This is a genomic window from Paenarthrobacter sp. FR1, from assembly GCF_051106045.1.
GTDB lineage: Bacteria > Actinomycetota > Actinomycetes > Actinomycetales > Micrococcaceae > Arthrobacter > Arthrobacter nitroguajacolicus_A.
Window position 1 is genome coordinate 108349 of the sequence record NZ_JBPFSF010000013.1, and the last position, 19710, is coordinate 128058.

At 63.2% G+C, this 19710-nt stretch carries 17 protein-coding genes and 1 pseudogene; 10 read left to right on the forward strand and 8 right to left on the reverse strand.

Going from position 1 to position 19710, the window contains the following annotated elements; translation table 11 throughout:
- Positions 1 to 3: 3 nt before the first annotated feature.
- A complete protein-coding gene (locus tag ACR30Z_RS20510) occupies positions 4 to 1464 on the forward strand; it encodes a lipase maturation factor family protein (protein WP_434374441.1) in 1461 nt (486 codons plus the stop codon).
- Here ACR30Z_RS20510 and ACR30Z_RS20515 read toward each other — a convergent pair.
- Positions 1432 to 2505, reverse strand: a complete 1074-nt coding sequence (locus ACR30Z_RS20515) for a LacI family DNA-binding transcriptional regulator (protein ID WP_144652229.1) — start codon at positions 2503 to 2505, stop codon at positions 1432 to 1434. The genes ACR30Z_RS20510 and ACR30Z_RS20515 overlap by 33 nt on opposite strands.
- A 286-nt stretch (positions 2506 to 2791) precedes the next feature.
- Between ACR30Z_RS20515 and ACR30Z_RS20520 the strand changes: the two genes are divergently transcribed.
- From ACR30Z_RS20520 to ACR30Z_RS20550, 7 genes are read left to right on the forward strand one after another with little or no spacing between them, the layout of a single operon-like run.
- Positions 2792 to 4111, forward strand: a complete 1320-nt coding sequence (locus ACR30Z_RS20520) for an extracellular solute-binding protein (RefSeq protein WP_434374427.1) — start codon at positions 2792 to 2794, stop codon at positions 4109 to 4111.
- A 4-nt stretch (positions 4112 to 4115) separates the two neighbouring features.
- Complete coding sequence (locus ACR30Z_RS20525; protein ID WP_434374428.1) at positions 4116 to 5048, forward strand: carbohydrate ABC transporter permease; 933 nt, start codon at positions 4116 to 4118, stop codon at positions 5046 to 5048.
- Positions 5048 to 5947, forward strand: a complete 900-nt coding sequence (locus ACR30Z_RS20530) for a carbohydrate ABC transporter permease (protein WP_434374429.1) — start codon at positions 5048 to 5050, stop codon at positions 5945 to 5947. Before ACR30Z_RS20525 ends, ACR30Z_RS20530 begins: the two co-directional genes overlap by 1 nt.
- Before the next feature lie 29 nt (positions 5948 to 5976).
- Positions 5977 to 7212, forward strand: coding sequence for a Gfo/Idh/MocA family protein (locus ACR30Z_RS20535; protein WP_434374430.1), 1236 nt, complete (start codon positions 5977 to 5979; stop codon positions 7210 to 7212).
- On the forward strand, positions 7209 to 8213 hold the full coding sequence (locus ACR30Z_RS20540; protein ID WP_144652233.1) for a sugar phosphate isomerase/epimerase family protein: 1005 nt from the start codon (positions 7209 to 7211) through the stop codon (positions 8211 to 8213). Before ACR30Z_RS20535 ends, ACR30Z_RS20540 begins: the two co-directional genes overlap by 4 nt.
- A 46-nt stretch (positions 8214 to 8259) precedes the next feature.
- Entirely contained in the window at positions 8260 to 8961 is a 702-nt protein-coding gene (locus tag ACR30Z_RS20545; RefSeq protein ID WP_144652234.1) for a ThuA domain-containing protein, read from the forward strand.
- Positions 8946 to 10049 carry a Gfo/Idh/MocA family protein gene (locus ACR30Z_RS20550; protein WP_434374431.1) on the forward strand — a complete coding sequence of 368 codons (1104 nt, stop codon included), beginning with the start codon at positions 8946 to 8948 and terminating at the stop codon, positions 10047 to 10049. Before ACR30Z_RS20545 ends, ACR30Z_RS20550 begins: the two co-directional genes overlap by 16 nt.
- A gap of 89 nt (positions 10050 to 10138) precedes the next feature.
- On the opposite strand, the gene ACR30Z_RS20555 is transcribed toward ACR30Z_RS20550, so the two are convergent.
- From ACR30Z_RS20555 to ACR30Z_RS20585, 7 genes are read right to left on the reverse strand one after another with little or no spacing between them, the layout of a single operon-like run.
- Positions 10139 to 11005: an HpcH/HpaI aldolase/citrate lyase family protein gene (locus tag ACR30Z_RS20555; RefSeq protein ID WP_434374432.1), complete on the reverse strand. Its 867-nt coding sequence runs from the start codon at positions 11003 to 11005 to the stop codon at positions 10139 to 10141.
- Between the two features lie 41 nt (positions 11006 to 11046).
- Positions 11047 to 11532: a MaoC family dehydratase gene (locus tag ACR30Z_RS20560; RefSeq protein ID WP_144652237.1), complete on the reverse strand. Its 486-nt coding sequence runs from the start codon at positions 11530 to 11532 to the stop codon at positions 11047 to 11049.
- Positions 11529 to 12281: a CoA transferase subunit B gene (locus tag ACR30Z_RS20565; RefSeq protein ID WP_434374433.1), complete on the reverse strand. Its 753-nt coding sequence runs from the start codon at positions 12279 to 12281 to the stop codon at positions 11529 to 11531. Before ACR30Z_RS20565 ends, ACR30Z_RS20560 begins: the two co-directional genes overlap by 4 nt.
- A gap of 2 nt (positions 12282 to 12283) precedes the next feature.
- Entirely contained in the window at positions 12284 to 13066 is a 783-nt protein-coding gene (locus tag ACR30Z_RS20570) for a CoA transferase subunit A (protein WP_144652239.1), read from the reverse strand.
- Between the two features lie 38 nt (positions 13067 to 13104).
- Positions 13105 to 14268, reverse strand: a complete 1164-nt coding sequence (locus ACR30Z_RS20575) for an acyl-CoA dehydrogenase family protein (RefSeq protein WP_434374434.1) — start codon at positions 14266 to 14268, stop codon at positions 13105 to 13107.
- Positions 14265 to 16427 carry an acetyl/propionyl/methylcrotonyl-CoA carboxylase subunit alpha gene (locus ACR30Z_RS20580; RefSeq protein WP_434374435.1) on the reverse strand — a complete coding sequence of 721 codons (2163 nt, stop codon included), beginning with the start codon at positions 16425 to 16427 and terminating at the stop codon, positions 14265 to 14267. Before ACR30Z_RS20580 ends, ACR30Z_RS20575 begins: the two co-directional genes overlap by 4 nt.
- A 2-nt stretch (positions 16428 to 16429) precedes the next feature.
- Entirely contained in the window at positions 16430 to 18040 is a 1611-nt protein-coding gene (locus ACR30Z_RS20585; RefSeq protein WP_434374436.1) for a carboxyl transferase domain-containing protein, read from the reverse strand.
- A 144-nt stretch (positions 18041 to 18184) separates the two neighbouring features.
- Here ACR30Z_RS20585 and ACR30Z_RS20590 point away from each other — a divergent pair, with 144 nt between their 5' ends.
- Together ACR30Z_RS20590 and ACR30Z_RS20595 are read left to right on the forward strand one after the other, a co-directional pair.
- The gene (locus tag ACR30Z_RS20590) at positions 18185 to 18817 is read left to right on the forward strand and encodes an SACE_7040 family transcriptional regulator (RefSeq protein WP_434374437.1); all 633 of its coding nucleotides are present in this window, start codon (positions 18185 to 18187) and stop codon (positions 18815 to 18817) included.
- Between the two features lie 412 nt (positions 18818 to 19229).
- Positions 19230 to 19710 (forward strand): annotated as a pseudogene (locus ACR30Z_RS20595) (HNH endonuclease signature motif containing protein); the annotation flags it as partial.

Consider the following 19710-nt stretch of genomic DNA (forward strand, 5'->3'; position numbering starts at 1 on the left):
ACCGTGGAGTGGCTGTCCTGGTTTGATGCGCGGGACTACGAATTCGCCCGGCAGGTCCTGCAGCGCGGCATTGCGGCGCTGTATCTGGTTGCCTTCCTCTCCACCATGAACCAATTCCCCGCACTGCTCGGAGAGCGCGGTCTGTTGCCCGTGCCGGCCTTCCTCGACGTGGCCCGACGATTGGCCAGGCCCACACTCTTCAGGTGGCGATATTCTGATGCGCTCCTCGGAGCCGTGTGCTGGGCCGGGATCGGTATCGCCGCCACCATCGTGGCTGGCTTACCCCAATTGGGACCGCCCTGGCTTCCCATGCTGGCGTTCCTCGCCCTCTGGCTGCTCTACATGTCCATCGTCAACGTCGGCCAAACGTTCTACGGTTTTGGCTGGGAGATCCTGCTCCTCGAAGCGGGGTTTACGGTGGCGTTCCTTGGCTCGAACCAGGCTCTCCCGCCCACCACCATCTTGCTCTTGATCGCGTGGCTGGTGTTCCGGCTTGAGTTCGGTGCGGGCATGATCAAGATCCGGGGCGGCCGTGAGTGGCGCGACCTGACGGCGATGTTCTACCACCACGAGACGCAGCCGATGCCCGGCCCGCTCAGCAGGCAAGCCCACCTCTTGCCCCGGCCGCTGCACAGGGTGGAGGTGGTGGGCAATCACTTCGCCCAGCTGGTGGTTCCGTTCTTCCTGTTCGCGCCGCAGCCGTTGGCCAGCATCGCTGCGGGAATCATCATTGTTACCCAGCTGTGGCTGGTGGGTACCGGGAACTTCGCGTGGCTGAACTGGGTGGCGATCATCTTGTCTTTCGCAGCTGTAAGCGACCCCGTGGCGCACGCCGTCTTCCCGCTCATCCCACTTGAGTGGCACGCGGGTGCCGAAACGCCGCTGTGGTGGCTCGCCGTCGTCGTGCTTGTCACCGTTCTGTTGCTGGTGCTCAGCTATCGCCCGCTCCTCAACCTGTTCTCGAGCCAGCAGCTCATGAACGCCAGTTTCAACCGTTGGCGTCTGGTCAACGCCTACGGTGCGTTCGGGACGGTGACCAAGCAGCGCATCGAAATCGTGGTGGAAGGGACTCTGGAGGAGGAAGCCGACGCGCCGGATGATAGGTGGCTGGAGTACGGGTTCAAGGGCAAGCCCGGCGACGTTCGGCGTCTCCCACGGCAATGGGCGCCGTACCACCTCCGACTGGATTGGTTGATGTGGTTCCTGCCACTGCGGACCGTCCTTGAGGACTGGTTCGACACCTTCCTGGACAGACTGCTGGAGGCCGACCAGCCAACGCTGCGGCTGCTTCGCCAGGACCCGTTCGACGGCGAACGCCCGCGTTGGGTCCGCGCGCGCAGCTACCTGTACCGTTTCGCAAGCCGCGCGGAGTTCCGCGAAACAGGCGAGCGGTGGGTGCGGGTCCTGCTGTATGACGCCATCCCGCCGGTGTCACTCAGCCCTCGACGGCGGCGACTCCCCTAGCGGTGTGGACGCCCGCGGAGGTGCGGTGGACTCGCGGACGACGAGGTGCGTTGCCAGTTCCACTCGTCGTGAGTCGATTTCCTCGCCATTTTTCTGCCGGAGGATGAAGCTCAGTGCGGAACGACCCATCTCTTGCAGGGGCTGCGACACGGACGTGAGGGGCGGCACGGATTCCTCAGCTTGGTGGGTGCCGTCGAACCCCACCAGGCTCATTTCCTCGGGAATCCGAACATCCTGGCGCCGCGCTTCAGCGAGGACACCGAGGGCGATGCTGTCACTGCCGGCAAAGATCGCCGTGGGCGGATCATCCAGCGCCAGCAGGGCCTTCATGGCACGCACGCCGTTCTCGGGTTTGAAAGGACCTGAGGAAATGTACTCGTCCTCCACGGTGACTCCCCCCGCCATTAAGGCGGCCATGTACCCGTGAAGTCGGGCTTGGCTGCACTCGGCCGTGGACGGACCGCCCATGTAGGCGATCTTCCGATGCCCCAGCTCCAACAAGTGCGAGGCCGCGGCCTTGCCGCCCGCCCAATTGCTGGCGCCAACGCTGAAGACGTCTGCAGGCGGCGGGTTCAGCGGGTCCACCACCACGATGGGAATTTGGCGGCGCTTGAATGCCTCCAGTTGCGCGGATCCGAAAGCTGACGTCACGACGATCATGCCGGCGCGGCCCTCGTCGATCATCCGCTGCGCCCGTTCCTCGGGTCCCAGCGGTGAAGCCGCCTGGCGCCCGGTGATGGAGAGGATGACTTCCATTTCGGACACGGCCGCGTGTTCCATCACTCCGTTGAGGACTTCCACTCCGTAGGCCGAATTCAAGGAATCGAATACCACTTCCACGGCACGGTGCTCCGGGATGCTCTTGCGTTGCAGCGGCGATTTATAGCCGGTCCGCTGGAGTGCCGCCAAGACCCGGGCGCGGGTGGCTTCAGCAACGTCTTCGCGACCGTTGACCACCTTGGACACGGTGGGCGCCGAGACGCCAACCTCTGCGGCAACCGCGGCCAAGGTGAGCTTGGACGGGCGGCTGAGTCGATCCACAATGCACCTGCTTTCGAAATATTTCGGGCTTGCTCAGTCTGCTTGAGGCGAACCTATGCCGTCAACACTTATCGCGCAATGGCCAAGCAGGCGTTCAGCCAAGGGGCTTGACGGTGATGCCCCTCACAGCTAAATTTGGTGGGCACTTCCGAAAGGATATCCGAAATATTTCGAAATATCACCGGAATGGATGATCGAGGTCGATCACCCCACCACAGGATGTGGCTTTTTTACACGCACAACCGGGCAATCAGCGTCGAGCCCGAAGGATGAATGGAAACCGCACATGAAAAATCTGAAGTTGCGCACCGCCGGAATGGCCGTTTCTGCAGCCGCATTGTCAATAGCGCTCGCCGCCTGCGGGTCTTCGGGTCCTGCCGGGACAGGAGCCTCGGCCGACTCGGCAACCATGTGGGGATTGACGGGCGGCGACCAGCCCGTCTTCCAAGCATCCGTGGACTCATGGAACAAGGCGCACCCGGATTCCGCCATCAAACTCGACTTCTTCGCCAACGATGCCTACAAGACAAAAGTCCGTACCGCCGTCGGTGCCGGCCAAGGCCCCACCCTCGTCTACGGCTGGGGCGGCGGGGTGCTGAAGTCCTATGTTGACGCCGGACAGGTGGATGACCTGACCGGTTTCCTGAAGGAGAACCCGGACGTTCAGAGCCGCTATCTCCCGTCCATTTTGGAAAGCGGCGTGATCGATGGAAAGACCTACGCCCTGCCCAATAACAAGGTGCAGCCGGTGGTGCTCTACTACAACAAGGAAGTCTTCGACAAGGTTGGTGCCGAGGCTCCCAAGACCTGGGATGAGCTCATGGCGCTGGTACCTAAGTTCAAGGCTGCGGGGATTGCATCCTTCTCCTTGGGTGGACAGTCCAAGTGGCCGGACCTGATGTGGCTTGAATACCTGGTGGACCGTATCGGCGGTCCTGACGTTTTCGCCAACATCGCTGCAAACAAGCCGGGCGCGTGGTCCGACCCCGCAGTGATCGAGGCCTTGACCAAGATCCAGGAGTTGGTGGACGCAGGCGGCTTCATCAACGGCTTCTCCTCCATTGCCGCAGACAGCAACGCCGACCAAGCGCTGCTGTACACGGGCAAGGCAGCGATGATCCTCCAGGGCAGCTGGATCTACCAAGGCATGAAGAAGGACGCAGCCGACTTCGTCAGTAGCGGCAAGCTCGGGTACACCCCCTTCCCCACTGTCGAGGGCGGCAAGGGCGACCCGGCGAACGTTGTGGGTAACCCGTCCAACTTCTGGTCGGTCTCGTCCAAAGCCACAGAGGAACAGAAGAAGACGGCATTGGAGTACGTCAAGGACGGAATGTTCACCGACGAGAATGTCCAAAGCCTCATCGACTCCGGAGCGGTCCCTGTCGTCACGGGCATCGACGACAAACTGGCGGCCTCCCCGGACAAGGACTTCCTGAGCTATGTGTATGGCATGGCCAAGGACGCTCCTGACTTCACCCTCTCTTGGGACCAGGCGCTGAGCCCGGCGCAAGGCGACGCCATGCTGGCCAACCTCGACCAGATCTTCCTCAAGAAGATCACCCCCGAGCAATTCGCTTCCACCATGAACGCGACGATCGGGAAGTAGCCCGGTGTCAACAACAACATCCACCCGGGAGCGGTTGTCCCGGCCGGGTCAGCCGTCCCGTCGGACCTTGGAAAAGGGTCCGTCGGGGTGGCTCGCCGCCCCGGCCCTCGCGTTCTTCATGCTCTTCGCCATCCTCCCCCTCCTGGGAGTCCTGTTCCTCAGCTTCACCAGTTGGGACGGCCTCGGCGAAATCAAACTCGACGGACTGTCCAGCTGGAACACCGTTCTGGCCGATCCCGTCACAGGGAACGCCTTGGTAGTGACAGCCAAGATCATATTCTTCTCGTTCATCGTCCAGGCACCCATCAGCCTCCTTCTCGGCGTCTTCACCGCCGCCAGCCAGAAGTACAGGGCAGCTCTGGCGGTCCTCTACTTCGTGCCGCTGCTCCTGTCCTCGGCCGCTGTGGCCATCGCTTTCAAGGCTCTCCTCGATCCAAACTTTGGTCTTGGCCCCGGCCTGGGGCTTCCGTTCCTGGCGCAGGATTGGCTGGGCAACTCCGACCTTGTGTTGTTCGTGGTGGTCTTCGTGATCGCGTGGCAGTTCGTGCCCTTCCACACGCTCATTTACCAAGGCGGCGTGCGCCAAATCCCCACGTCGCTCTATGAGGCGGCCCAAATCGACGGAGCCGGCCGGGTTCAGCAGTTCTTCAACATCACGTTGCCCCAGCTCAAATACACCATGATCACCTCTTCCACCCTCATGGTGGTGGGATCCCTGGCGTACTTCGACCTGGTCTTCGTGCTGACCGCCGGTGGTCCGGGGTACTCCACCAGGTTGCTGCCCCTGCACATGTACCTCACAGGCTTCAAAGCGAACGACATGGGAGCGGCGAGCGCCTTGGGCGTGATCCTCGTGGTCATCGGCCTGGCGTTGGCACTGTTCCTTCAACGACTCGGCGGCAAGAACCGCAACGCCAGCCAATTGGAAGGTGCGTAATGGCTTCCACCACCCAACTCCCCACAGCACCGGCCTCAATTCCCGAACAGGTGAGCGCCCGCCGTCGTCCCCAAAAACTTGGCCGGTCTCGGCCCAACTTGCTGGGCGGGCTGGGCGGCTGGCTGTGGTTGGCGGTCATCATTGTGCCCGTCTACTACGTGGTGATCACCAGTTTGAAGAACCAAGCAGGGTTCTTCACGTCCAACCCGATGCTTCCGCCCGCTGAGCCAACGCTGGACAATTACAAGCTGGTTCTGGAGAACGACTTTGCAAAGTACTTCGCCAACAGCCTGATCGTGACAGTGGGCAGTGTGGTACCAGCCCTCTTCGTCGCCTTCATGGCGGCCTATGCGATTGTTCGGGGCAAGGGGCGATTCCTGAGCTGGACCAACAACGTGTTCTTGCTGGGCTTGGCAATCCCGCTCCACGCGACGATCATCCCCATCTATTGGATGATCACCAAAGCCCACATGTATGACACGTTGTTGGCGCTGATCCTGCCGTCCATCGCGTTCGCCATTCCGGTCTCGGTGCTCATCCTGTCCAACTTCATGAGGGATGTTCCGAACGAACTGTTCGAGTCGATGCGCCTGGACGGATGCTCGGACTGGGCCATGATGTGGCGCCTCGCACTGCCCATGACCAAGCCCGCTGTCATCACAGTTGGCATTTACAACGCACTGCATGTGTGGAACGGATTCCTGTTCCCGCTGATCCTTACCCAAAGCCCGGAAACCAGGGTCCTTCCGCTGTCATTGTGGACCTTCCAGGGTGAGTTCAGTGTCAACATCCCTGCTGTACTCGCTTCCGTTGTGTTGGCCACGCTTCCCCTGCTGGTGGTTTACGTGGTGGCCCGCCGGCAGTTGCTTAGCGGCCTCACAGCCGGGTTCAGCAAGTAACTGGTTGCTCCAAGAGAAAGGATCTCCCAATGACAGACCCCAAACCCCTCCGCGTCGGCATGGTGGGCTACGCCTTCATGGGCGCCGCGCACTCCCACGCCTGGCGGACTGCCCCGCGGTTTTTCGACCTCCCGCTCTCCCCGGAGCTGACGGCCGTCGCCGGCCGGAACGAGGTCGGGGTACGGGCGGCCGCCGCCAAGTACGGCTGGAGCTCTGTGGAAACTGACTGGCACCGCCTGATCGAGCGGGACGACATCGACCTCATCGACATCTGCACGCCGGGCAACACCCACGCCGAGATCGCTATCGCCGCCCTCGAAGCAGGCAAGCATGTCCTCTGCGAAAAGCCCTTGGCCAACTCCGTGGAGGAAGCGGAGAAGATGACGGCGGTGGCCCAGGCTGCGGCCGAGCGTGGCGTGTTGTCCATGTGCGGCTTCAGCTACCGCCGCACACCCGCGCTGGCCCTCGCCAAACGGATGGTGGACGACGGTCGTTTGGGCGACATTCGCCACGTCCGCGCCCAGTACCTGCAGGACTGGCTCAGTGACGCCGACGCCCCGCTGACCTGGCGGCTGGACAAAGCCAAGTCCGGGTCCGGGTCACTGGGCGACATCGGTGCACACAGCATCGACGCTGCCCAATGGATCACCGGGCTCAACATCACTGGCGTCTCGGCGCTGCTGGAGACCTTCGTGAAGGAACGCCCAGTGGGCGGCGACTTTGTGGGACTGGGTGGCCATGGCGGTTCCGATGGACCCCGCGGTCCAGTGACCGTGGACGACGCCGCGCTGTTCACTGCACGGTTTGAGGCAAGGCACGACGACGGCGCTGGCGCCGGCTCCGGCCGAGGGACGCCTGCGGGCCCCATCGGCATCTTCGAAGCCACCCGCTTCGCCTTGGGCCGCAAGAACGCCATGCGCTTGGAACTCAATGGCACCAAGGGCTCCATCTCCTTCGATTTCGAGGATATGAACTCGCTCCAGTTCTATGACTCCGCGTTGGAACCTGACGCGGGCTTCCGCAAGATCATTGTCACCGAACCGTCCCACCCTTACACCGCCAACTGGTGGCCAACCGGCCACGGGCTCGGTTACGAGCACGGGTTTACGCATCAGGTAGTGGACCTCGTCAATGCCATCGGCGCAGGCGAGCAGCCCTCGCCGTCGTTCGCTGACGCGTTGCAGGTGCAAAAAGTACTGGCCGCCGTAGAGGCGAGCGCGGACAACGCCAGCCGCTGGCAGAACGTCGACGAGGAATCATCATGACCCGACCCATCACACTCTTCACCGGCCAGTGGGCCGATCTGCCGTTTGAGGAAGTGGCAAGGCTCGCTGGCGAATGGGGCTTTGACGGCCTGGAAATCGCCTGCTGGGGCGACCACCTGGATCCCCAGCGGGTGGTCGAAGATGACGCTTACCTTCAAGGCAAACTGGACATCCTGGAAAAGCACCAGCTGAAAGTCCACGCCATCGCCAACCACCTCACAGGGCAGGCAGTCTGCGATGATCCCATTGATGAGCGCCACCGGGACATCCTCGCGCCTGCGGTGTGGGGTGATGGTGAGCCTGAGGGCGTCCGTCAGCGGGCCGCCGAAGCAATGAAGACCACTGCGCTCGCCGCGGCCAGGCTTGGAGTCAAAACCGTCACCGGTTTCACTGGGTCTTCCATCTGGAAGTGCGTAGCCATGTTCCCACCGGCTTCGGACGCCATGATTGAGCGCGGCTACCAGGACTTCGCCGATCGATGGAATCCCATCCTGGACGTGTTCGATCAAGCCGGGGTCCGCTTCGCACTGGAAGTCCACCCTTCAGAGATCGCGTACGACTACTGGACTGCCAAGCGGACGCTGGAGGCGATTGGGCACAGGGAGAGCTTTGGCTTGAACTTCGACCCGTCCCACTTCATCTGGCAGGACCTGGACCCGGTGATGTTCCTGCAGGACTTTGCCGACAAGATCTTCCATGTCCACGTCAAGGAATCCGTCCGGCAACTCAATGGACGAAACGGCCGTCTTGGTTCCCACCTGCCCTGGGCTGATCCCCGCCGCGGTTGGGATTTCGTCACCGCAGGCCACGGTGACGTGAACTGGGAGCCGATCTTCCGCACCTTGAACGCTGTTGGTTATGAAGGACCAACCAGCATCGAATGGGAGGACGCCGGCATGGACCGGTTGGTGGGCGCTCCCCAGGCGCTCAAGATGGTCCGCGAACTCGCTGCCATCCGTCCTCCGGCCGCTGCCTTTGATGCGGCCTTCTCAACACGCTGAATCCCTACCCTGACTCCAACGAACACGCCCCGATACGAAGGAAACCATGACAAGCAATAACAAGACCGCGTTGGTGGTCCGCGGCGGCTGGGATGGACACCAGCCAATCGAGGCCACGGAGCTTTTTCTCCCCTATTTGCGGGACAACGGCTACGACGTCCGCGTCGAAGAGTCACCCAAGATCTACGCCGATCCCGACTACATGGCCAGCGTGGACCTGATCGTGCAGTGCATGACCATGACCACCATCGAGAAGGACGAGTTCGAGGGACTCCGCACCGCCGTCGAAAACGGCACCGGCCTGGCTGGTTGGCACGGTGGCATCGCCGACTCCTACCGGAATAACTCGGACTACCTGCACCTGATCGGCGGCCAGTTCGCCTGCCACCCGGGCAAGCACGCCGGCGAGCGCATCGGCGAGCAGTCGGACAACTACGTTCCCTACACCGTGAACATGCTGCCCGCAGCCGCCAAACACCCCATCACCCAAGGAATCGGCGATTTCGACCTCGTTACGGAACAGTACTGGGTCCTGTCCGACGACTACATCGACGTCCTGGCCACCACCACCCAAAAGGTCCGTGAGTGGGACCCCTGGAACCGTGAGGTCACCTCGCCGGCCATCTGGACCCGTCAGTGGGGCAAAGGCAGGATCTTTGTCTGCACCCCCGGGCACCGCGTGGAAATCCTCCAGGACAGCAACGTACGCACCATCATCGAAAGGGGCATGCTGTGGGCAAGCCGCTAAACGTCGGAGTCATTGGCTGTGGCGCCATTATCGCCCAGTACCTGACCAACTTCCGCAGGCTGGATTCCATCAACCTGGTCGCGGTCGCCGATCTGGATCCGGCGCGGGCACAGGCCGTTGCAGACTCGTACGACGGTGTCCGCGCACTGACCGTGGACGAACTCCTCGCCGCGGACGACGTCGAGCTGGTCCTGAACCTGACCATCCCCGCCGCCCACGCGGACATTGCGCTCAAGGCAATTGCAGCAGGCAAGTCCGTCTACGGTGAGAAGCCGCTGGCTGCCACCACCGCGGAAGCTCGGGAGGTCCTGGAAGCAGCCTCAGCTGCCGGAGTGGTGGTGGGCTGCGCACCGGACACCGTACTGGGCACAGGCATCCAGACGGCACGGAAAGCCATTGATGACGGCTTGATCGGCGCGCCGGTTTCGGCCACTGCCACCATGGCAACGCCGGGTCATGAGCGTTGGCACCCGAACCCCGATTTCTACTACCAGCCTGGCGGCGGACCCTTGCTGGACATGGGCCCCTACTACGTCTCGGCGCTGGTCACCCTGCTGGGGCCAGTGGTGTCAGTGGTGGGTGCTGCGAGCCATACACGCAGCGAACGCACCATTGGTTCGGGTCCGCGGGCGGGCCAGAACGTCCCGGTGGACATCGACTCGCATGTCACCGGCGTGCTGGTCCATGCATCCGGAGCCCTCTCCACGCTGTTCATGAGCTTCGACGCCGTGAAAACCAAGAGCCCCAACATCGAGATTCACGGCGAGACGGGTTCACTCATCGTCCCGGACCCCAACCACTTCGACGGCGACGTGCAGCTCTTCGCGCTTGGCGCCGAGGATTGGGAGACACTCCCCATCTCAGCAGGCTACGTGGACTCAGGCCGGGGCTTTGGCATCGCAGACCTCGCGGCGACACCGGCCGGCCTGGAACCACGCGCCGGCGGGCAACTAGCGTTCCATGCCTTGGATGTCATGGAGTCTGTGCTGGCATCGGCCAAGAGCGGGCACGCGGTGACAATCCGTTCCACGGCCGCACGTCCGGCGACGGTGGAACTGACGGAACTCTCGACGCCGGTACGCGCCTGACGCCTCGAAAACCCTCCGCCGAGGTGACACTTAATAACAATCCGGAGCACTACGATTGTCATTAAGTGCCACCTCGGCGGGGGTTACTGTCACCTCGCGGGGCGGCCCGAGCGGCGGAGCGTCGCTTCGGCATGCTTGAGGATGGGGCCGTCGATCATCTTTCCCTTGAACTGGAACACGCCCGAGCCTGCGGCGGCCGCTGCTTCGAGGAGTTCTTCGGCTTGGGCAACAGCTTCGGGGGTAGGCGCATAAGCCTCCCGGACCACGGCCACCTGGTTCGGGTGGATGCAGCCCTTCGCTCCGAAGCCGCTGGCAACGGCGTCCCGGGACTCCACACCCAGCCCCTCAAGATCCGGGATGTTCACGTAGACGGAGTCGATGGCCTCCTTGCCCGCGGCCTTCGCGGCAAGCAGCACAGCGGAACGGGAGTGCAGCGCGACAGCCCGGTACCCGCCGTCGTCGTTCCTGCTGGAAAGGCCACCCAAGGACGCCAGCAGGTCTTCGGCACCCCACATGAGCCCCACGACGTTCGGTTCGGCGGCGATGGGCGAGGCGTTGACAATCCCTGCCGCCGTCTCGCAAAGTGCAATGACCTGATAATCAGCCAAAGACCTGAGCTGCTCTGCGCTCTCCGCCTTGGCCAGCATGACTGTGCGGTAGGGCGTCTTCGCCAAGGCCTGGAGATCGAGCTCGAACTCCGGCGTTCCCACAGGGTTCACGCGAACGATGGTGCGGCTTGGCTCCAGTCCACCGGCACCGGATTGCTCGACGATCGCGTCGCGGGCGCCCGGCTTGTCCGCAGGAGCTACGGCGTCTTCGAGGTCAAGGATGACGGCGTCGGACCGATCGGCAGCCTTTCCGAAGCGCTCAGGCCGGTCGGCAGGGCAGAACAGGAGGGCCGGACCCATGGTGAACGGCGGAACCGCTGTGGTGGACGATGAGTCGGGAGAGGGCATGCTGGTTCCTTGCTGGTGGGGTGCTGACACGTTCGGAAAAACTAGGACTGCGCAGTGTGCGCTTCCTTGGTCCACATCAGGCAGGTACGGGTGGCCAACGCCACCACTGATCCGTCCTGGTTGCGGCCGGTGTGCTGCATGGTCACGACGCCCTGTCCGGGACGGGATGACGACAACCGTTTTTGGGTGATCACCGTTTCCGTGTACAGCGTATCGCCGTGATACAGCGGGTGCGGAAAGGTAACATCGGTCAGCCCCAACTGCGCGATAATGGTCCCCTGCGTCAATTGGGTCACGGACTGCCCCACCATGGTGGACAACGTGAACATCGAGTTCATGAGCCGCTGCCCGAACGGCTGCGAGGAGCTCCATGCAGCGTCGAGGTGCAACGCCTGCGTGTTCATGGTCATGGTGGTGAAGAGGACGTTGTCTGCCTCCGTGACCGTGCGTCCGGGCTTGTGCGCGTAGATGACGCCTTCTTCAAGCTCATCGAAATACAGCCCGCGCTGCTCAACCACCCGTGTCATACAGTGAGCTCCTGGTCTTCTTCGAACAATTCAGCACCGGTGGCTGCCACGACGTCGTCGAGGGTGACGTTGGGGGCCAGCTCGCGGAGGACCAAGCGCGGATCCCCTTCGTCCTTGACCACATCGATCACCGCCAGGTCCGTGATGATCCGGTCCACGCAGCCCTTGCCCGTGAGCGGCAGCGTGCAGTCCTGGACGATTTTCGGCCTGCCGTTGCGGTCCACGTGTTCCATCATGACGATGACCTTCTTGGCACCGAACACCAGGTCCATGGCACCTCCCATGCCCTTGACCATCTTGCCGGGAATCATCCAGTTGGCGAGGTCACCGTTGGCGGCCACTTCCATGGCTCCCAGGACCGCCACATCAACGTGTCCGCCGCGGATCATTCCGAAGGACGACGCCGAATCGAAGAATGCAGCCCCCGCGTTGGTGGTCACGGTTTCCTTGCCGGCGTTGATGAGGTCCGGATCCACCTTGTCCTCCGCCGGGTAGGGTCCCACGCCCAGGATGCCGTTCTCGGAGTGGAGAATGACCTCCACGCCAGCAGGAATGTAGTTGGGAATCAGGGTGGGCATGCCAATACCGAGGTTCACGTACTGCCCGTTGGCCAGTTCCTTGGCAACGCGGGCAGCCAGTTCGTTGCGGGTCCAGCCTTTGGCTTCGTGGTGTTCGACGTCGGCACGACGGTATTCGTGCCGCACGGCTTCCGGACGGGGCGGGATGTCCTGAAAGTTGTTCGATTCCATGGCTAAGCTCCTGCCTGTTGGCTGCCGTCCGACGCTGATAATGCCACGGTGCGCTTCTCGATCCGTTTCTCATTGGACGCTGCCACTACCACGCGCTGGACGAAGATGCCGGGCGTGTGGATGTGCTCCGGGTCCAGCTCGCCCGGTTCCACGAGTTCCTCGACCTCGGCAATGGTCACCCGGGCTGCCATGGCACAGAGCGGATTGAAGTTCATGGCCGTCGCATGGAAGACGAGGTTCCCGTGGCGGTCACCCTTCCATGCATGGACCAGTCCGAAGTCCGGTGTCAGGGACTCTTCCAGGACGTAGTCGGCGTCGTTGAAGGTGCGCACCTCCTTGGGCGACGAGGCCAGCGCAACGTTCCCGTCGGCGTCGTACTTCTGCGGCAGGCCACCTTCGGATACTTGGGTTCCCACACCGGCCTTGGTGTAGAACGCCGGAATGCCCGCACCGCCGGCGCGCAGCTTCTCGGCCAAGGTTCCCTGAGGGGTCAGGACAACCTCCAACTCCCCTGCAAGGTACTGCCGTGCGAATTCCTTGTTCTCGCCGACATACGAGCTGATGGTTCGGCGGATGCGACCGTCCTTGAGGAGGATTCCCAGGCCCCAGTCGTCCACCCCGCAGTTGTTACTGACCGTCTCGAGGTCGGCGGTGCCTTGGCTGTGGAGCGCTTCAATCAGGGAGACGGGGATACCGCATAAACCGAAGCCTCCGACTGCGAGCGAGGCTCCGTCCGGGATGTCCTTCACCGCTTCCGCGGCGCTGGCAACAACCTTGTCAATCATCCTTGATCCTTCCCTGCCACTGCCGACCCAACGTACGGTTACAGACCCAGCTCGCGGGCGATCAGCATCAACTGGACTTCGGTGGTGCCTTCGCCGATCTCAAGGATCTTGGAGTCGCGGTAATGGCGTGCCACCGTGAATTCGTTGATGAAGCCATAGCCGCCGAACACCTGTGTGGCGTCCCGCGCGTTGGCCATGGCTGCCTCGCCTGCGACCATCTTAGCGATGGCCGCTTCAGTCTTGAACGGCTTGCCCGCCAGCATCCTGGAAGCGGCGTCGTAGTACGCAAGGCGGGCCGTGTGGGCCCTGGCCTGCATGCGGGCGATCTTGAACTGGATGGCCTGGTACTTGCCGATGTTCTGTCCGAACGCGCTGCGTTCCTTGGCGTACTTCACGGACAGGTCCACGCATCCTTGGGCCGCGCCGGTAGCCAGCGCGGCGATCGCGATGCGGCCTTCATCCAGGATGGAGAGGAAGTTGGCGTAGCCACGGCCGCGCTCCCCGAGCAGGTTGGCTTCAGGAACCCGGACGTTGTCCAAGGTCAACGGGTGGGTGTCGGAAGCGTTCCATCCCACCTTGTTGTACGGCTTTTCCGCCGTGAAACCCGGCGTGTCAGTGGGCACCAGAATGGTGGAGATTTCCTTCTTGGTGGTACCGTCGGCGTTTTCCTTCTGGCCGGTCACTGCCGTGACGGTGACCAGGGTGGTGATGTCGGTGCCGGAGTTGGTGATGAACTCCTTGTTGCCGTTGATGACCCACTCGCCGTTTTCCAAGTGGGCGTTGGTCTTGGTGCCGCCGGCGTCGGATCCGGCTTCACGCTCCGTCAGTCCGAATCCGGCCAAGGACCGGCCGGATGCCAGTTGCGGCAGCCACTCCTGCTTCTGCTCCTGGGTGCCGAAGCGGTAGACCGGCATCGCCCCCAGCGATACGCCGGCTTCCAGCGTGATGGCTACGGACTGGTCCACGCGCCCCAGCTGTTCCAACGCCAAGGCGAGCGCGAAATAGTCTCCGCCCATTCCGCCAAACTCTTCAGGGAAGGGCAGGCCGAACAGGCCCATCTCCCCCATCTGCTTGACCACTTCGTAGGGAAAACTGTGCTCTTCGTCGTGCTTGGCGGAGACGGGGGCAACTACCTCGTCGGCGAACTCCCGGACGGAGTCGCTGAGGTCCTGGTATTCCTCTGTGAGTTCAAACGTGCTCATGGATGGACTTCCTTGTCTGTGTTCTGGCCAGTGTTCGCCGTCTCTTCAGTGGCGACGTGTACGTGGATAGTGGCGAGTATTTGGTCTGCTTTGACCAGATCGCCGGGCTTGCTGGTGAGGTGGACGGTTCCTGCGACGGATGCCACCAGTTGGTGCTCCATCTTCATGGCTTCGACGGCCAGGAGGACTTGCCCTTCCTCCACAGAATCCCCGTCGGACACGGAGACGGACACCACTGTCCCCGGCATGGGCGAGCGCACTTCGGGGTCAGCGGCCCCCTCTTCGCGTTGGATTCCTGAGAGCATCCTCCGCAGGCGTTCGGCCCGGTCCAGGACCTCAAGCCGGCAGGACCAGCCATCGTTGCCCACGGAAATCTCCCGGACTGCACCCGGCGCCGAGCCGACCGCATAGGTGACCAGTCCGCCGTCGAACTCCAAGACGAGGCCGGTGCCGCTGCGGTCGGCCACCCGGACGTTGACCGGACCACCGCCGTCGACCGCTGCCGTCACGGAGCCGTCCTTTTCGGTGACGGACACCGAAGCCGTTCCAGCGCCTGGAAGGCCAAAGGCGGCAGTCCAGGCGCCGCGGGCACCAACGCGCCAGGCGTCGGGAACCTTCCACGCATCACCGGCGAGTGCCGAGCCCGGTCGTTCCAGCCACAGCGTCAGCGCGGCGGCGATCAGTTCCCTGGGGCCAGCATGCCGGAACTCCATGGAGGGCAGCTTGCGCTCAATCAGCCCGGTATCGAGGTGCCCGGCGCGGACGTCGGAGTCGTTGATCAGCAGGCGCAGGTACTCGACGTTCGTGTCCACGCCCAGCAACGTGTAGCGGCCCAAGGCAGCATCCAAGGTGTCCAGTGCCGCTGTCCTGTCCTCGCCCCACGCGATGACCTTTGCGAGCATGGGATCGTAGTCGCCCGTGATCTGGAGGGTGTCCCGCATTGCGGAGTCAATGCGCACGTTGGCGTGGTCCGGCTGCTGACCGGACACTGTTGCATCCGCAGCACCATGCTCGGCGAGCGCCACGATGCGCCCCATCGACGGCATGAAGTTCCGCTCGGGCACCTCCGCGTACACCCGCGCCTCCACGGCATGGCCTTGAAGTACGACGTCGGACTGCGCCACGGTGAGCACCTCACCGGCGGCGATCCTCACCTGCCATTCAACGAGGTCGATTCCCGTGACCAGCTCCGTGACGGGGTGCTCCACCTGCAGCCGGGTGTTCATCTCCATGAAGAAGAACTCATCCGGATGTTCGTCGGACACCAGGAATTCGACGGTTCCGGCGCCGCTGTAGTTGACCGAACGCGCTGCGTTGCAGGCCGCCTCGCCGATCCGCGCCCTGTGGGCAGCGCCGTCCGCCAGTGATTCGAAAAGGGCGGAGGGCGCTTCTTCGATGACCTTTTGGTGCCGGCGTTGCAGGGAACATTCACGCTCGCCGAGGTGGATGACGTTGCCGTGGTTGTCGGCCAGGACCTGCACTTCGATGTGCCGGGGAGCCCGGATGAGCCGTTCCAGGAAGAGAGTGTCATCTCCGAAGGCGGACGCTGCAACGCGCCGTGCCGTCAGGAGCGTGGAGGCCAGGTCCTCTGCCTGTTCCACCACGTGCATGCCTTTGCCTCCGCCGCCCGCCGAGGGCTTGATCAGGAGGGGGAAGCCGACGTCGGAGGCTGCTTCAATGAGATCCTGGTCAGTGAGTCCGGGCTTTGCGATGCCGGGAACGCAGGGAACGTCGTAGGCCATCACGTGGTTCTTGGAGCGGATCTTGTCACCCATCACTTCGATGGCACCGATACCGGGTCCGATGAACGTGATACCCGCAGCGTCCAACGCTTTGGCGAACTCCACGTTCTCGGACAGGAAACCATATCCGGGGTGCACCGCCTCCGCCCCGCTGCGGCGGCACGCGTCGATGATGGCGTCAATCTTCAGATAACTTTCCGCGGGTGCCGTGCCGCCGATGGCGACAGCGGTATCGGCGAGTGCCACGTGCTTGGCGTCCTTGTCCGCGTCCGAGTACACGGCAACCGAGCGGATACCCATTTCTTTCAGTGTCCGGATGACGCGGCAGGCGATCTCACCACGGTTGGCGACGAGGACGGCGCTGAAGGTTCGGGGCGGCGCGCTGGGCGGGGCCGCGGCTGTTGTTGGCAGAGTCATGGTCACATCCTGAAGAGGCCGAAGGAGGTCTCGGGCAGTTGTTGGCGGGAGACGACGTCAAGGGCCATGCCCAGGACTCGGCGCGTGTCGGCGGGATCGATGATTCCGTCGTCCCATAGCCGGGCGGTGGAGTAGTACGGACTTCCTTGGTCCTCGTATTGCTGCCTGATGGGAGCCTTGAAGGCTTCCTCGTCCTCGGCGGTCCAGTCCTGTCCGGCCGCCTCGTACTGGTCCCTTTTGACCGTGGCGAGGACGCTGGAGGCCTGGTTTCCGCCCATCACGGAGATCCGGGCGGCCGGCCACATCCACAGGAACCGCGGCGAATAGGCGCGGCCACACATGGAGTAGTTGCCCGCACCGAAGGAACCACCGATGACCACTGTCAGCTTGGGCACCCGGGCCGTGGCTACGGCGGTGACCATCTTGGCGCCGTTCTTGGCGATGCCGCCTTGTTCGACGTCTTTGCCCACCATGAACCCGGAGAGGTTCTGGAGGAAGATCAGCGGAATGCCGCGCTGATCGCAGAGTTCAATGAAGTGGGCGCCCTTCAAGGACGACTCGCTGAAGAGGACGCCGTTGTTGGCCACGATGCCCACGGGGTGCCCGTGTAGGTGCGCGAAGCCGGTCACAAGGGTGGTGCCGTAATTCTTCTTGAACTCGTGGAATTCGGAACCATCCACCAGCCTCGCGATGACTTCGCGCACGTCGTACTGGGCATTCACGTCCGTGGGAACCACGCCGTAGATCTCTGACGGATCGACGACTGGCGGCAGGACGACGTCGAGCACGTCCCAGGCCGGCTGCGCCGGCCTCGGCAACGTCGCTACGATGTCCCGGACGATCTCCAGCGCATGCTGGTCGTTCTCTGCCAGGTGGTCGGTGACCCCGGAGATCCTTGAGTGAACGTCGCCGCCGCCCAGTTCCTCGGCAGTGACGATCTCGCCGATGGCTGCTTTGACCAGCGGAGGGCCGCCCAGGAAGATGGTGCCTTGGTTGCGGACGATGACTGTCTCGTCGCTCATCGCAGGCACATAAGCGCCGCCGGCTGTGCAGGAGCCCATGACGGACGCGATCTGCGGGATCTTGGCTGCGGACATCCTTGCCTGGTTGAAAAAGATGCGGCCAAAGTGCTCCTTGTCGGGGAAGACCTCGTCCTGCTTGGGCAGGAACGCTCCACCGGAATCCACCAGGTAGATGCAGGGAAGCTTGTTCTCCAGGGCGATTTCCTGCGCCCGGAGGTGCTTCTTCACCGTCATGGGATAGTAGGTACCGCCTTTGACCGTAGCGTCATTGGAGATCACCAGGACGTGCCGGCCATGGACCAGGCCGATACCTGCGATAACCCCGGCGCCCGGGGACTCATCGTTGTACATGCCATTGGCAGCCAGGGGCGCGATCTCAAGAAACGGGCTGCCGTCATCGAGCAAGTAGTCGATGCGTTCACGCGGCAGCAGTTTCCCGCGGGCGATGTGCCGCTCCCTGGACTTGGCCGGGCCACCGAGGGCCGCCGTCGCCAAGCGCTCCTTCAGTTCGTCCACCAAAGCCCGTTGCGCTGCTTGGTTGGCCTCGAAGGTGCCGGCGGCGGCTCCCGTAAGGCTGGCAATTGTCTCCATCGACCCCTGTTCCATTCCCGGCCAACGGCCATTTCGGTTAGTGCCACGTAACTGAAATTTAGGTTAGTCTTTATTAACTGTGATGTCCAGCACGGCAGAATCCCGCCAGCACGCTGCGCCTGGACTGGCACCAAGGAGGAGAACGTGACCGGAGGTCCCGAGACGAACATTGACGGCACCCGCACCGCAGCAACGCAGCGGGGCCAAGCCAAGGAACTGCGCAGGATGGCGTTGCTCTCCGCCGCTGCAGGCCTCTTCGCGGAAAACGGCTTCACCCGTGTATCACTTGAGGACCTCGGAGCGGCAGCAGGAGTCAGCGGACCCGCCGTGTACCGTCACTTTCCTGGCAAGCAGGCGGTCTTGGGCGAGCTTCTGCTCAGTGTCAGCCGGGACCTGCTGAACGGCGGCCAGAGCGTGGTCGCGGAAGCTGCCGACCCTACAGACGCATTGAAAGGGCTGGTTCAGTTCCACGTGGACTTCGCCCTGAGCAATCCCGACGTCATCCGCGTCCAGGATCGCGACTTTGGAAGCCTCAGCGAGGCCGACCAAGCCGAGGTCCGGTCCCTCCAGCGTGGCTACGTGGAAACCTGGGTGGGCGTGCTGGCCCGCCTCCACCAAGGCGCGGATATTGCCGGCCTGCGCGTCCGGGCTCACGCAGCCTTTGGCTTGATCAACTCCACACCCCACTCAGTGCGGCACCACGGCAGGAAGATCGCCGTGAAGTCAGCCAGGCCCATCCTTGAACAGATGGCTCTGGCGGCGCTGACTTCAGCCTGATTCTTGAACTTTCGGACGGTTGGAGCAGTCCTCCAATAATGTCGGACCCCGCTGACATGATGTGTTCATGGAAGATTTGGGGCAGCTGACGGCAACTTGGGCGACTTCGTCCCCTGCTGTGGCTGCCCTGGACGCGCTCCGTTCACGACCCAGGGCGAGCAAGCCGCACTTCGTCAGGGCTGGGTTCAAGGATTCGACGGCGCCCGTCACCGCCCTCAGTCGCTTCCACGGTGCTGGGCTGCTCAACGACAAGGCAACCTGCACCCGGACTTCAGGGGCCCTGGGGGCCAAATCAACGAACCCCGAGATGGCAAGTGTTTCGGTCCACAAAACCGGAGCAATCCCTCAACCTCGAACGAAAGTTAGGAGCAGCCACGGCCCGGAGCCTGCTCAGCCAGGCCAGCACGCTGAGATGCACCGCCCCGGACCCGTCAGGCCTGCCGGATCGGATCTCGCGACGCTCCTTGAGGACGGCAGGGCCCTTCTGGACTCCGCGCGACTGTCCGTCGCCACCGAGGCTCCCCTCTTCGACCATGCAGAGGCGGCGGATTTCGCCGGCCGGGTTGAGGATATGTCCAGGGCCCTGGAGTATCTGCAGGTTCTCGCGGCGCAGGCGGTGGAACGGACCCGGACCGAAGCGCAGATGGCGCGGCGGGGGTCCGCGGCTACAGCGCCGGAGTGGCGGACCGGGTGGACTGAACCGGGTGCGACTGAACCGGGTGTGACCGACACGGGTGCAGGTGTAGTCGACCCGACTGCCACCTTGGCGTTGGGTGCGGAGGCTGAAAGTTCCGCTGCCGGTCTCTTGGATGATGGGTACCGGAACGCCGCGGAGTTCCTGCGGGCCCGATTGCGGATCGGTATCGGGGAAGCCCGGCGACGGCTTGCCCTCG